The organism is Nocardiopsis mwathae, assembly GCF_014201195.1.
GTDB classification, from domain to species: domain Bacteria; phylum Actinomycetota; class Actinomycetes; order Streptosporangiales; family Streptosporangiaceae; genus Nocardiopsis_C; species Nocardiopsis_C mwathae.
Genome location: NZ_JACHDS010000001.1, coordinates 1 through 12,493, shown reverse-complemented (window position 1 = coordinate 12,493; position 12,493 = coordinate 1). Strand labels below are relative to the sequence as shown.

Sequence of the window (12,493 nt, the reverse complement as noted above, 5' to 3'; positions counted from 1 at the left end):
GTTCAGGGATGGGTGTCAGCCCAGGTCGGACTTGACGACCCCGGCCAGGCGCCCGGCGATCTCCTCGGCCCGGTTCTCGGTGGTGGCCTCGACCATCACCCGGACCATCGGTTCGGTCCCGCTGGGCCGGATCAGCACCCGGCCGGAGTCGCCCAGTTCGGCCTGGGCGAACTTCACCGCGTCGGCGACCACGGGGGACGTGGCCGCCCGGCTCTTGTCGACACCGCGGACGTTGACCAGGACCTGCGGCAACCGGGTCATGACGGTGGCCAGCTCGGCCAGCGGCTTCCCGCGCCGGGCCACCGCGGCCAGCAGGTGCAGACCGGTGAGCAGGCCGTCGCCGGTGGTGGCGTGGTCGAGCAGCACCACGTGCCCGGACTGCTCGCCCCCCAGCGAGTACGACCCGGCGTGCATGGCCTCCAGAACGTACCGGTCGCCGACCGCCGTCTCCACCACCTGGATCCCGGCCTTGCTCATCGCCAGCTTCAGCCCCAGGTTCGACATCACCGTGACGACGAGCGTGTCCCGCGCGAGGCGCCCTGCCTCCTTCAGCTCCACGGCGAGGATGCCGAGGATCCGGTCCCCGTCCACCACCGACCCGTCGGCGGCCACGGCGAGGCAGCGGTCGGCGTCGCCGTCGTGCGCGATCCCCGCGTCGGCGCCGTGCTCCACCACCGCCGCACGCAGCGCGTCCAGGTGCGTCGACCCGCAGTCGGTGTTGATGTTGAGGCCGTCGGGCCGGTCGCCGATCGCGATGACCTCGGCGCCGACGCGGCGCAGCGCCTCGGGGGCGATCCCCGAGGCGGCGCCGTTGGCGCAGTCCACGACGACGCGCAGCCCGTCGAGTCGGTGCGGCAGCGACGCGACGACGTGCGCGATGTAGCGCTCTGCGCTGTCGGCCGCCTCCGTCACCCGGCCCACCCCGGCACCTGTGGCGCCTTCGCGGGGGTCGGCGAGCCGGGCCTCGATGCGGTCCTCGACCTCGTCGGGGAGCTTCAACCCGCCCCGGCCGAAGAACTTGATCCCGTTGTCGGGGGCCGGGTTGTGGCTGGCGGAGAGCATGACGCCGAAGTCGGCGCCCAGTTCGGCGGTGAGGTGGGCGACCGCCGGGGTGGGCAGCACGCCGAGGCGGACCACGTCCACTCCGGCGCTCGCCAGGCCGGCCACGACGGCGGCCTCCAGGAACTCCCCGGACGCGCGCGGGTCCCGTCCGACGACCGCGAGCGGGCGAGCGTCCGCACCCGTATCGCGCCCCTCGGTCAGAACCCGCGCCGCGGCGATGGAGAGGTCCAGTGCCAGGGTGGCGGTGAGGTCGCGCCCGGCGACCCCCCGTACTCCGTCAGTGCCAAACAGCCGAGCCACGTATCCTTCGCCCCTTACACATCTCATGGAAGTCCGATGACAGGGCCGTCGGGACGCCGTTCGGCGCCCCGTCGACCGACCGCCGACCACTGGTGCGACGGACGGCCCGGGGCCCGGCCTCGACGGCCCCGGAGGGTGAACGTTCTCGGCGCGGCGACGCGCGCACGGCCCCCGTGAGAGTATCCACGGCGGCGACGCTCCACGGGTCGGATTCACCACTTCGACGCCGAGAAACGGCTATGGCCCGCCTGTCCCCCGAAAGACCAGGGGACAGGCGGGCCGTAGCGTGCGGCACCGGCATGCTCGGTGCTCGGAGAGTCTCGACGGAGTGGTTACCGCTTGGAGAACTGCGGCGCCTTGCGGGCCTTCTTGAGACCGGCCTTCTTCCGCTCGACCTCGCGGGCGTCACGGGTGAGGTAGCCGGCCTTCTTCAGGACCGGGCGGTTGTTCTCCGGGTCCAGCCCGGACAGCGCACGGGCGATGCCGTGGCGCAGGGCGCCGGCCTGGCCGCTGGGGCCGCCGCCGTTGAGGCGGGCGAAGACGTCGTAGGAGTCTTCGAAGCCGAGGGCGACCAGCGGCTCCTTGATCAGCTGCTGGTGGACCTTGTCCGGGAAGTAGGCCTCCAGCGGCTTGCCGTTGACCTTCCACTCGCCGGAGCCCGGCGCGATGCGGACGCGGGCGACGGCCTGCTTGCGGCGGCCGGTGCCGGCACCCGGGCCGGTGGCGGTGGGGACATAAGCCGCACCGGACGCCTCGGGCGTCTCGCTGGTGTACTCGCTCGGGAACTCCTCGGAGTTCTCCTCGAAGTCCTGGGTGGCGACGTCTTCGATACCGGTGGGCTCGACCACGGTTCTCCTCGTACTTCCTTCAGTCTCGCGAACGCCTAGGCGGGCTGGTCGATCTTGGTGATTTCGAACGGCACCGGCTTCTGGGCCTGGTGCGGGTGCTCCGCGCCGGCGTACACCTTGAGCTTCTTGGCCATCTGGCGGCCGAGGGAACCCTTCGGCAGCATGCCCTTGACGGCCTTCTCGATGGCCCGCTCAGGGTGCTTCTCAAGCAGCTCGCTGTAGGCGACGGAACGCAGACCGCCGGGGTAACCGGAGTGCCGGTAGGCCCGCTTCTGCTCCAGCTTCTTACCGGTCAGCGCAACCTTGTCGGCGTTCACGACGATCACGAAGTCGCCGGTGTCGACATGGGGTGCGAAGTAGGTCTTGTGCTTGCCTCGGAGCAGCGTGGCGACGTGGCTGGCCAGCCGCCCGAGCACGACATCGCTGGCGTCGATGACGTGCCACTGACGCTGGACATCGCTGGGCTTAGGGCTGAATGTGCGCACGATCGTAAGCCTTCTCAGTCGGCGTGGTCCATCCCCGCGAGCGGAGATGGGGAACTCGTAATTACTGGACCGGCCGCCTCGACCTCCGGAAGAGGGCCCGGCCGGCAAATGAGTGTGCAGACGATGATGCGTGACCGGCGCCCATCCAACAGATGTGGGAACCCACGGCAACTCAACGCACAACGACGGAGTATCCTACCGGCCGGGTGCACTGCAAGTCAAAACGACCCATGATCATACTCTGCACTGATATGGGTCGACGAGCACTGACACCACGATCCGTGTTTACTCCACCTTCATTATGCCCTCCCCGGCGAGTGCTTTCGCCGGTCCCGGGGCACACCGTACCCGCGCGCCGCCCCGGCGCACGGCCGCGACGCCCGCAGCCTGGGGGATCGCCGCTCGTCAGACCGGGTCGATCGCGAACTCACGGGAGATTACCGCCATACTCACCCGCCGACCCGGCGGACAGCGGCGAAGCGGACCCCGGAGCCGCCTGCAGAGCATAGCCTGAGGGCGAACCGTGCGCCGTCGTGCCGATCCGGTGCGCACAGCCCGGCGCGCACACGCCTTCCCACACGTGCCACGCCGGCCCGGCCCGTCCACGCGGTCCCGACGGATGGCCGGGGGCGAGAACGGAGAAGAACGACCCGGCAACGGATACCCGAGCCCCTGACAAGCTATCCTCTGGCCGCACGGTCGATGCGCGACCCCTGAGCCGCGAACGGATCCGTCGGCGCCTCGTCCCGGGACGCAGCAGGTCACCCCGACAGTCGGGCGGCACCCGGCCGCTGTGCTCCAGGACGCCGCAGGTACACCGAACACCTTCCCGGACCGACCGGCCGCGCCACGCCCCCCATGTGCCGCCCCAGGACAGTCTCCGGAGCCTCCCATCGCACCGCATCCGAACGAGCCGACCGACGGCCGCCCCGGCCCCGACGGCCGACATCACGGGCGGCACGCCGCCATGACCCCCGGACCCGCCGAGGAGCCCGCGCAGACCCCGCGACCGCAGCAGCCCGGCCCGCCGCCCCATGGGCCCGGCACCCAGGGGCCGCGTCAGCCCGCTCCCCCCTCCCCCGGTGCGCCGCCGCACGCCGGGCCGCCGACCGTACCCGCGCCTCCGGGCGGCCCCGGGGCACCCGCGCGCCACACCGGCCCGCCGCCCGCCCCGCAGGGCCGACCGGGTGCCCCGGCTCCGAGTGCTCCTGGCCCCCAGCCGCCCTGGCAACCTCAGCGCCCCCAGCAGCCCCCGCAGGCGCAGCCGCCCCAGCCGGGCGGTGGGCGACCAGGGCCGCAGCCGCCCACCGGCGGCCAGCCCCCGATGGCCGCCCCCACCGGGGGACAGCGTCCCCTGCCCCCACCCCAGCAGCCGACTCCGGGCGGGCGCCCCGGCGCCCAGCCGCCCACCGGCGGGCAGGCCCCCATGCCGCAGCCGCAGCACGGCGGCGCCCAGCGACCGGCGCCCAACGGCGGCCCCCAGCAGCGGCCCGCGGGTCCGCCCCCGCAGCCGCAGCCGCCGACCGGCGCCCAGCAGCCACTGTCCCGCCCCAGCGGTCCGTCCAGCGGCCCGTCCTCTCCGCCGCCGCAGGGCGCTCCGCGGGCCCCCTCGCCGAACCCGCCCGGGCCCCGACAGGCGCAGCGCCCGGCGCTGCCTCCGGCCCCCGAGGGCGCACCCCAGCGGCCCGGCCCCGCAGGCCCACCGCCTGCACCCGGCGGCCTCGCCCCGCAGCAGCCACCGCAGGCACAGGCCCTGCGTGCCCTGCCCCCGGCTCCGGGCACGACACCTCCGCCGAACCCCCCGACCGGAGGGCACCCGGCCATGGGGCGGCCCACCGGCGGCCAGCAGCCGCTGAACGTCCCGACGGGCGGGCAGCGCCCCATGGGCGGCCAGGAGCCTCCGCCGGGCAGCCCCACCGGCGGGCAGCGCTCCATGGGCGACGCGCACCAGCCTCCGGTCGGCGATGCACCGCACCGGCCCCTCCAAGGCCGTGTCCTCCAGCCCGGGGCATCCACGCCGGAGGCCGAGCCCGTCGCGGACGACCCCGTCTTCCCCGCGGACGCCGGGGCGGCAACGCAGAGCATCAGCGCCGTGGTCGACGACAACGCGACCCAGGCGATCCCGCCCGTCCAGGACGACTTCGGCGGCCTGCCGATGTTCCGCGACGAGACCCGCAGGAGCGGCGCGACCTATGAGCGCACCGCCGAGATCGACCTGTCCGCCATGGACATCGACGGCGAGGAGCCCGCCGGCCGCGACCGGGGCCGTCGCCGCAGCGGCAGCGGCAGCGGCAGCGGCAAGAAGGGCATCCTGCTGGGCGCGGGGTTCGCCGTCCTGCTCCTGCTCGGCGGCGGAGGCGCATTCCTCATCGCCAGCGGCGGCGGTTCGGCGGATCCCGAGACCGGTTCGGGCGGCGGAGCCGTGGCCACACCCGACGCGCCGGTCGACCTCGAACCCGGAGCCATCTTCCCGGACGAGGTCGAGGTCGGTGGGGTGACGTTCACGCGCGTCATCACCGACGACACCGGTGAGGACTGCGCGACCGCCGCCCACGGCGACTACGGCGACGTCCTCACCGAGAACGACTGCCGCCAGCTCATCCGCGCCACCTACGTCAGCAAGGAGGGCGACCGCGCCGTCACCACCGGTGTGGCCGCGCTTCCGGCACCGGACAAAGCGGACGCCGTGCGCCAGGCCCAGGACCTCGACTCCGCCGACTGGTTCGCGGGCCTCAAGGGCAACGACGGGGGCGCCGAACGCATGGGCTTCGCCGGCGGCCACGCCTCCGGCGCCCAGTGGGGCCCGTACCTGGTGTTCGCCCTGGCCGCCAACAGCGACGGCCGGGCTCCCGAGGCCGCCGACTCCGATCTGGCCGGCCTGAGCGACGGCTTCACCGGCGAGTCCCTGTCGTCCCTCTCCGCCAACGTCGGCTGACGGGAGCCGCACGAGCGTCCACGCGCGACGCCCCGGCCACCACAGCGGGTACCGGGGCGTCGACCGGCGGTCGTGTCTCCCGGCCGGTGGCCGGGCGGTCCGGGTTCAGGTGCCGGGAAGGGTTCGCACCCTGCGGGTGGCGGCGGCCCGCCGGGCCAGTTCGGAGTCGGCCGGGTAGCGGATCTCCTCCAGGCACAGCCCGTGGGGCGGGACGACGTGGACGGCCGAGTCGCGGACCCCGGCGCCGAGGACCGTTCGCGGCCAGGACGTGTCGCGGCGGCCGTCGCCGACCGCCAGGAGGGCGCCGACGAGGGCGCGGACCATGTTGTGGCAGAAGGCGTCCGCCTGCACCGTGCCCGCGTAGAGATGGTCGTCCTCGCGGACCCAGTCCAGGCGGAGGAGCTCGCGGATGGTGGTGGCACCCTCGCGCTTGCGGCAGTAGGCGGCGAAGTCGTGCTCGCCCAGCAGCTCGGCGGCGGCCCGGTTCATCCGGTCCAGGTCGAGAGGGCGCTTGTGCCACAGCACGTCGCGGCGGCGCAGCGGGTCGACGCCGCCGGGGGCGTCGCTGACCCGGTAGACGTACCGGCGGAACAGGGGGGAGAACCGGGCGTCGAACCCCGCGGGGGCGGGGCCCACGGCGCGGACCCGCACGTCGGCGGGGAGCACCCCGGACAGGCGGCGGAGGAGCCGGTCGCCTTCGGCGGCCCACAGATCAACGGGGACGTCCAGATGGGCCGCCTGACCCCGGGCGTGCACGCCCGCGTCCGTTCGGCCGCCCACGGTCAACTGGACGCCGTCCAGGCGCAGCACACGCGCCAGGGCGGCCTGCAGCTCGCCCTGGACGGTCCGGCGTCCGGGCTGGTCCGCCCACCCGGAGAAGTCGGTGCCGTCGTAGGCGATGTCCAGCCGCAGGCGGAGGAGCTCAGCGGCGCTCGTCGGCGGCGCCGTGTCGGTCATGGTCTGCTCCGTGGTCTCGGTGGCCCTGCCCCCACATGACGGAAGTGCCCGGCCCCCGGTCCCGGGGGTCGGGCACTTCGCGGTGAGTGAGGCAGGAACGCGGGCGTCCCTACTTCTCCTCGGTGGCCTCGTCGGCCTTGGTGTCCTCGGCCTTGGTGTCCTCGGCCTTCGCCTCGGCCGGAGCCTCGGTGCTCTCGTCGGCCTTGGCCTCCTCGGCCTTGGCGTCGGCGGCCTTCTCCGCCGCCGGCTCGGCCGGCACGGCCTTCGCGGCCGGCGCGACCAGGGCCTCGACCAGCTCGATCACGGCCATCGGGGCGTTGTCGCCCTTGCGCGGCCCGATCTTGGTGATCCGGGTGTATCCGCCGTTGCGGTTCTCGTAGCGCGGGCCGATCTCGGTGAACAGCTCGTGCACGACCGACTTGTCGCGGATCTTGGTCATCACCTGGCGGCGGGCGTGCAGGTCGCCGCGCTTGCCGAGGGTGATGAGCTTCTCGGCGTACGGGCGCAGACGCTTGGCCTTGGCCTCAGTGGTCCTGATGCGGCCATGCTGGAACAGCGAGGTCGCCAGGTTCGCCAGCATGAGCCGCTCGTGGGCCGGGCCGGCCCCCAGGCGAGGCCCCTTGGTTGGCGTGGGCATGGTGTCGTTCTCCTAGTGGTGCGGTCCTCGACCAGGCACTCGGCCGTGGACCATTGGGCGACGTCTTCTAGTACTGCTCGGTCTCGACGAAGGACTGGTCCTCATCGTCGGAACCGTAGGAGTCCGCCGCGCTGCTCGGGTCGAATCCGGGCGGGGAGTCCTTGAGCGAGAGGCCCATGTCGATGAGCTTCTGCTTGACCTCTTCGATGGACTTCGCGCCGAAGTTCCTTATATCGAGGAGGTCCTGCTCGGAGCGTGCGACGAGCTCGCCGACGCTGTGGATGCCCTCGCGCTTGAGGCAGTTGTAGGAACGGACCGTGAGGTTCAGGTCCTCGATCGGCAGTGCCAGGTCGGCCGCCAGGGCGGCGTCCGTCGGCGACGGGCCCATGTCGATGCCCTCGGCGTCGACGTTGAGCTCGCGGGCCAGGCCGAACAGCTCGACCAGGGTCTTACCGGCACTCGCGACGGCGTCGCGCGGCCGGATCGCCGGCTTGGTCTCGATGTCGACGATCAGCCGGTCGAAGTCGGTCCGCTGCTCGACACGGGTGGCCTCGACCTTGTAGGTGACCCGCAGAACCGGCGAGTAGATCGAGTCGATCGGGATACGCCCGATCTCCTGACCCGGCTGCTTGTTCTGCGCGGCCGAGACGTAGCCGCGGCCGCGCTCGACCGTCAGCTCCATCTCCAGCTTGCCCTTGCCGTTGAGCGTCGCGATGTGCAGGTCGGGGTTGTGCACCTCGACCCCCGCGGGCGGCGCGATGTCGGCCGCGGTGACGACACCGGGGCCCTGCTTGCGCAGGTACATCAGCACCGGCTCATCGTGCTCGGAGCTCACGACGAGGCCCTTGAGGTTCAGGATGATCTCGGTGACGTCTTCCTTGACACCGGGAACGGTGGTGAACTCGTGCTCGACGCCCTCGATGCGGATGCTGGTGACAGCGGCACCGGGGATGGACGACAGCAGGGTCCGCCGGAGCGAGTTCCCGATGGTGTACCCGAAGCCCGGCTCCAGGGGTTCGACGACGAACTTGGAGCGGAACTCCGAGACCGACTCCTCGGAGAGCGTCGGACGCTGAGCGATCAACATGGTCCGTGTTTCCTTTCCCACGGCCGCCCGCTATATGACGGCCACTGGACGGCTCCGCGAGCGCGGAGCCTGATTACCTCATACCCGCCCCGCGGGTCCGGATCGAGCGGACCCGCGCGGACAGCGCGGCGAAGCGGCGGGTCAGACCCGGCGGCGCTTCGGCGGACGGCAGCCGTTGTGCGGAACCGGCGTCACGTCCTGGATCGAGCCCACCTCCAGGCCGGTGGCCTGCAGCGAGCGGATCGCGGTCTCACGGCCGGAGCCGGGGCCCTTCACGAAGACGTCCACCTTGCGCACCCCGTGCTCCTGGGCACGGCGCGCGGCGGCCTCGGCGGCCATCTGCGCGGCGAAGGGGGTGGACTTGCGCGAGCCCTTGAAGCCGACCTGTCCGGAGCTCGCCCACGAGATCACCGCACCCGTCGGGTCGGTGATGCTCACGATCGTGTTGTTGAACGTGCTCTTGATGTGAGCGTGCCCGTGGACAATGTTCTTCTTTTCCTTGCGGCGCACCTTACGCGCTGCGCCCTGCTGACGGCCCTTAGGCGGCATTGACTACTCCCAAGATCATCGGTCCGTTGGCGTTCCCGGACACGAAGCGGTTGGCTTACGTCCGGGGCGGACTACTTCTTGCCGGCCTTCTTCTTGCCGGCCACGGTCTTCTTCTTGCCCTTGCGGGTACGGGCGTTCGTCTGCGTCCGCTGGCCGTGGACCGGCAGGCCGCGACGGTGACGGATGCCCTGGTAGCAGCCGATCTCCATCTTGCGCCGAATGTCGGCCTGGACCTCACGGCGGAGGTCACCTTCGACCTTGTAGTTGGCGTCGATCCACTCACGGATCTTCACCAGCTCGTCCTCGGTCAGCTGGTGGACCCGGGTGTCGGGGTTGACGCCCGTGTTCTGCAGGGTCTCGGTGGACCGGGTGCGCCCGACCCCGAAAACGTAGGTGAGAGCGACCTCCACCCGCTTGTCGCGGGGGATGTCAACGCCGGCAACGCGTGCCATGTGGGCGAACTCCTTCGTACTAGTGCGGAGGTCTTTCCCGTTCCTCCACCCTCTCGTCGCCCAATCGACGAGGCCCCGGCCTCCGACCGGGGGTTATCCCTCCGCCTCGCGGTCACCCGCGGATCGGGGAGATGGGAACGGGACTTCGAAACTTCTACCGCCGCCGACGGGTGGGCGAACCTGTCGCCCCCGTGGCGGACCAGCCTGTCAAGAAAGAAGCCGTCAGCCCTGACGCTGCTTGTGGCGCGGGTCCGAGCAAATGACCATGATCCGGCCGTTGCGGCGGATGACACGGCACTTCGCGCAGATCTTCTTGACGCTCGGCTTGACCTTCATGGTGTCTCCGAACTCATGCCACCACGCCGTGCCGTCTCCATGGAAAAAGCGGCCGACGCGCGATGGCCTACTTGTAGCGGTAAACGATGCGCCCGCGCGTGAGGTCGTACGGGCTCAGCTCCACGACGACGCGGTCGTCGGGAAGGATGCGGATGTAGTGCATCCGCATCTTGCCGCTGATGTGGGCAAGCACCTTGTGCCCGTTGTCGAGCTCCACTCGGAACATAGCGTTGGGCAGGGACTCGATAACGGAGCCCTCGATCTCGATGGCGCCGTCTTTCTTAGCCATATCCTCCACGCTTCGGAATCACGCCTCGCGGCCGCACGGTCGCGGGGGACACGAGGCAGGGCCGCTGGGGCCCGGTAACCATTTGCTGAATCGAACACTGAGAAATCAGGTCAACTGCGTCAGCATACGTCCAGGAACCGAGCGGATGCGATTTCAGGCAGCCTGACCCAACAGCCCGAGTGTGGGCAGTGCCAGTCTAGCGTGCCCGGACGGGTGCTCTCGACAACGGGGCGCGACGTGCCGCGGGACGGCGGTGCCCTCCCGGTCCGCCGGCGCCCATCACGCCTATGTCGCGCCCGGAACCACGCCCGGAGGCGGCTCAGTCGCCCTCGGGCCGACCCGATCCCGTCCGGGTGAAGAGCAGGGCCAGGGTGATGAGCAACATGATCATCCCCCATGGAACGAGCACCCACAAGAACCACGGGTATCCGCCGGTGGTTCCGGTCAGGAAAAGGATGGACCAGACCGAGAAGCAGATGGTGTTGACCCCGGCCCACAGCCCCCACGGGATCAGCAGCGCCGGATCCTTCAACAGGTCGCCGACCTGGGCCGGGCGCTCGACCGCGGCGCCCTCGGCCCGGCGCACCTCCCCTGCGGCCGCCCGGTACCGTGCGCCGCGGGGCTCGGTGAGATCGCGTTCGGGAAGATCGCGGGTGAGCGGCTGGAGTTCGCCGACCGTGCGCGCCTTGTAGGCCCGCTCCAGCCGGGCGCTGAACTCCTCGTTGTCGAGCCGCCCCTGGGCGAAGTGCTCCTGCAGAAGCTTGGCCACGCGATCGCGATCGGTGTCGGAAGCCCGGATCTCCGGCGCTGACTCGGACACGCTCACACCATCCTCGACGACTGACCGGGACCGGATGACCATCGCCGCCCATCCTAGCGACAGGCGCGACGTCCCTCCATTTCGAGCGTCAGAAGCCCGGATCCACGAATCCCATCTCGGCGATCTTCGCCCGGTTCTCCTCACGAGCCGTGAGGACCATGGGGCCCTCGGCGGTGATCGCGACCGAGTGCTCGAAGTGTGCCGAGCGCTTTCCGTCACGGGTGACGACCGTCCAGCCGTCCTCCAGCTGCACCACGTGCCGGGTGCCCATGTTGGTCATCGGCTCGATGGCCAGGCACATGCCCTCGGCCAGCCGCAGGCCCTTGCCCGGCCGCCCGTGGTTGAGCACGTGCGGCTCCATGTGCATCTCGGTGCCGATACCGTGCCCGCCGTACTCCTGCACATTGCCGTAGGCGCCCTGGGACCTGATGTAGGACTCGATGGCGTGGCCGATGTCGCCGAGCCGCTTGCCGGGGCGGAGCTGGTCGATGCCCTGCCACATCGACTCCTCGCAGACCTCCAGCATCCGCCGGTCGGCCTCGCCGATCTCGCCGACGGGGATGGTGATCGCGGAGTCGCCGTGCCAGCCGTCCAGGATGGCGCCGCAGTCCACCGAGATGATGTCGCCGGGCTCCAGCACCGTGGTCTCACGCGGGATGCCGTGCACGACCTCCTCGTTCACCGACGCACAGATCGAACCGGGGAAGCCGTGGTAGCCCTTGAACGACGGGATCGCCCCCGCGCCGCGGATGCTGCGCTCGGCGATCGCGTCGAGGTCCAGCGTGCTCATGCCGGGCTCGACCGAGGAGCGCAGCAGGTCGAGCGTGCGGGCGACGACCTGGCCCGCCGCCCGCATCTTCGCGATCTCCGCCTCGGTCTTCAGCTGGATCGCGGGGTCTGCCTTCCGGAACATCAGTCCTTGGCCCTCAGTGCTTCCTCAGCCCGCGCCGTGACGTCCTCGACGGCGCCGGTCGCCTGGATCGACACCAGGAGCCCCTCGCCCTCGTAGAACGACACCAGCGGTGCGGTCTGCTCGCGGTAGACCTCCAGGCGGTGCCGGATGGTCTCCTCCCGGTCGTCCTCCCGCTGGAACAGCTCGCCGCCGCAGGCGTCGCAGACGCCCTCCTTCTTCGGCGGGTCGTACAGCACGTGCTGCACATGGCCGCAGTTCCGGCAGGAGCGGCGGCCGGAGAGCCGCTTCACGACCTCCTCCTCGTCGACCTTGAGTTCCAGCACCGCGTCGAGGCGCTCACCCATGTCGTCGAGGATCTTGTTCAGGGTCTCCGCCTGGGCGACGTTGCGCGGGAACCCGTCCAGCAGGAAACCGCTCTGGGCGTCCTGCTGGCCGAGGCGGTCGCGCACCATCGCGTTGGTGACCTCGTCGGGGACCAGGTCGCCCCGGTCCATGTAGGCCTTGGCCTGCTTCCCTAGCTCGGTGCCACCGCTCACGTTGGCACGGAAGATGTCGCCTGTGGACACCTTCGGAATCGACAACTCTGACGCCAGGATCTGGGCCTGGGTGCCCTTACCGGCTCCCGGGGGTCCCACCAATACGGCACGCACTATCGCAGAAAACCTTCGTAGTTCCGCTGCTGGAGGTGAGACTCGATCTGTTTCACCGTGTCCAGCCCGACACCGACCATGATCAGGATGCTCGTCCCGCCGAAGGGGAAGTTCTGGGTGGCACCGGAGGCTCCCAGAGCGATCATCGGCAGCAGAGCGATCAGCCCGAGGTA

At 71.1% G+C, this 12,493-nt stretch carries 14 protein-coding genes and 1 pseudogene; 1 reads left to right on the top strand and 14 read right to left on the bottom strand.

The window, feature by feature from the left end:
• Positions 1–15: 15 nt before the first annotated feature.
• The 3 genes from glmM to rplM form a co-directional block, all read right to left on the bottom strand.
• Entirely contained in the window at positions 16–1,362 is a 1,347-nt protein-coding gene (gene glmM, locus HNR23_RS00075) for a phosphoglucosamine mutase (protein WP_184072251.1), read from the bottom strand.
• Between the two features lie 332 nt (positions 1,363–1,694).
• Positions 1,695–2,210, bottom strand: coding sequence for a 30S ribosomal protein S9 (rpsI, locus tag HNR23_RS00070; protein ID WP_184072249.1), 516 nt, complete (start codon positions 2,208–2,210; stop codon positions 1,695–1,697).
• A 35-nt stretch (positions 2,211–2,245) separates the two neighbouring features.
• On the bottom strand, positions 2,246–2,695 hold the full coding sequence (gene rplM, locus HNR23_RS00065; protein ID WP_184072248.1) for a 50S ribosomal protein L13: 450 nt from the start codon (positions 2,693–2,695) through the stop codon (positions 2,246–2,248).
• A 1,324-nt stretch (positions 2,696–4,019) separates the two neighbouring features.
• Between rplM and HNR23_RS26420 the strand changes: the two genes are divergently transcribed.
• Positions 4,020–5,630, top strand: a complete 1,611-nt coding sequence (locus HNR23_RS26420) for a hypothetical protein (RefSeq protein WP_246421505.1) — start codon at positions 4,020–4,022, stop codon at positions 5,628–5,630.
• A 105-nt stretch (positions 5,631–5,735) separates the two neighbouring features.
• Here the strand turns inward: HNR23_RS26420 and truA are convergent, their stop codons facing one another.
• From truA to HNR23_RS00005, 11 genes and pseudogenes are all read right to left on the bottom strand, one after another.
• The gene (gene truA / locus HNR23_RS00055) at positions 5,736–6,587 is read right to left on the bottom strand and encodes a tRNA pseudouridine(38-40) synthase TruA (protein ID WP_184072246.1); all 852 of its coding nucleotides are present in this window, start codon (positions 6,585–6,587) and stop codon (positions 5,736–5,738) included.
• A 109-nt stretch (positions 6,588–6,696) separates the two neighbouring features.
• Positions 6,697–7,224 carry a 50S ribosomal protein L17 gene (rplQ, locus tag HNR23_RS00050; RefSeq protein ID WP_184072244.1) on the bottom strand — a complete coding sequence of 176 codons (528 nt, stop codon included), beginning with the start codon at positions 7,222–7,224 and terminating at the stop codon, positions 6,697–6,699.
• A gap of 67 nt (positions 7,225–7,291) precedes the next feature.
• The gene (locus HNR23_RS00045; RefSeq protein ID WP_184072242.1) at positions 7,292–8,311 is read right to left on the bottom strand and encodes a DNA-directed RNA polymerase subunit alpha; all 1,020 of its coding nucleotides are present in this window, start codon (positions 8,309–8,311) and stop codon (positions 7,292–7,294) included.
• A gap of 141 nt (positions 8,312–8,452) precedes the next feature.
• Positions 8,453–8,860, bottom strand: coding sequence for a 30S ribosomal protein S11 (rpsK, locus tag HNR23_RS00040; RefSeq protein WP_017621562.1), 408 nt, complete (start codon positions 8,858–8,860; stop codon positions 8,453–8,455).
• A gap of 71 nt (positions 8,861–8,931) precedes the next feature.
• Positions 8,932–9,312 (bottom strand): 30S ribosomal protein S13, encoded by a 381-nt coding sequence (gene rpsM / locus HNR23_RS00035; protein ID WP_184072240.1) that lies wholly within the window; start codon positions 9,310–9,312, stop codon positions 8,932–8,934.
• Positions 9,313–9,534: 222 nt separating this feature from the next.
• Positions 9,535–9,648, bottom strand: a complete 114-nt coding sequence (gene rpmJ, locus HNR23_RS00030) for a 50S ribosomal protein L36 (protein WP_013156136.1) — start codon at positions 9,646–9,648, stop codon at positions 9,535–9,537.
• A gap of 67 nt (positions 9,649–9,715) precedes the next feature.
• Positions 9,716–9,937, bottom strand: coding sequence for a translation initiation factor IF-1 (gene infA, locus HNR23_RS00025; RefSeq protein ID WP_017593374.1), 222 nt, complete (start codon positions 9,935–9,937; stop codon positions 9,716–9,718).
• 319 nt (positions 9,938–10,256) lie between these two features.
• Complete coding sequence (locus tag HNR23_RS00020) at positions 10,257–10,757, bottom strand: DUF1707 domain-containing protein (protein ID WP_184072238.1); 501 nt, start codon at positions 10,755–10,757, stop codon at positions 10,257–10,259.
• Between the two features lie 88 nt (positions 10,758–10,845).
• Complete coding sequence (map, locus tag HNR23_RS00015) at positions 10,846–11,670, bottom strand: type I methionyl aminopeptidase (RefSeq protein WP_184072236.1); 825 nt, start codon at positions 11,668–11,670, stop codon at positions 10,846–10,848.
• A complete protein-coding gene (locus HNR23_RS00010; RefSeq protein ID WP_184072234.1) occupies positions 11,670–12,320 on the bottom strand; it encodes an adenylate kinase in 651 nt (216 codons plus the stop codon). The genes map and HNR23_RS00010 overlap by 1 nt, the downstream gene beginning before the upstream one ends.
• Positions 12,320–12,493: pseudogene (locus HNR23_RS00005) on the bottom strand (preprotein translocase subunit SecY); the annotation flags it as partial. The pseudogene HNR23_RS00005 and the gene HNR23_RS00010, both read right to left, overlap by 1 nt.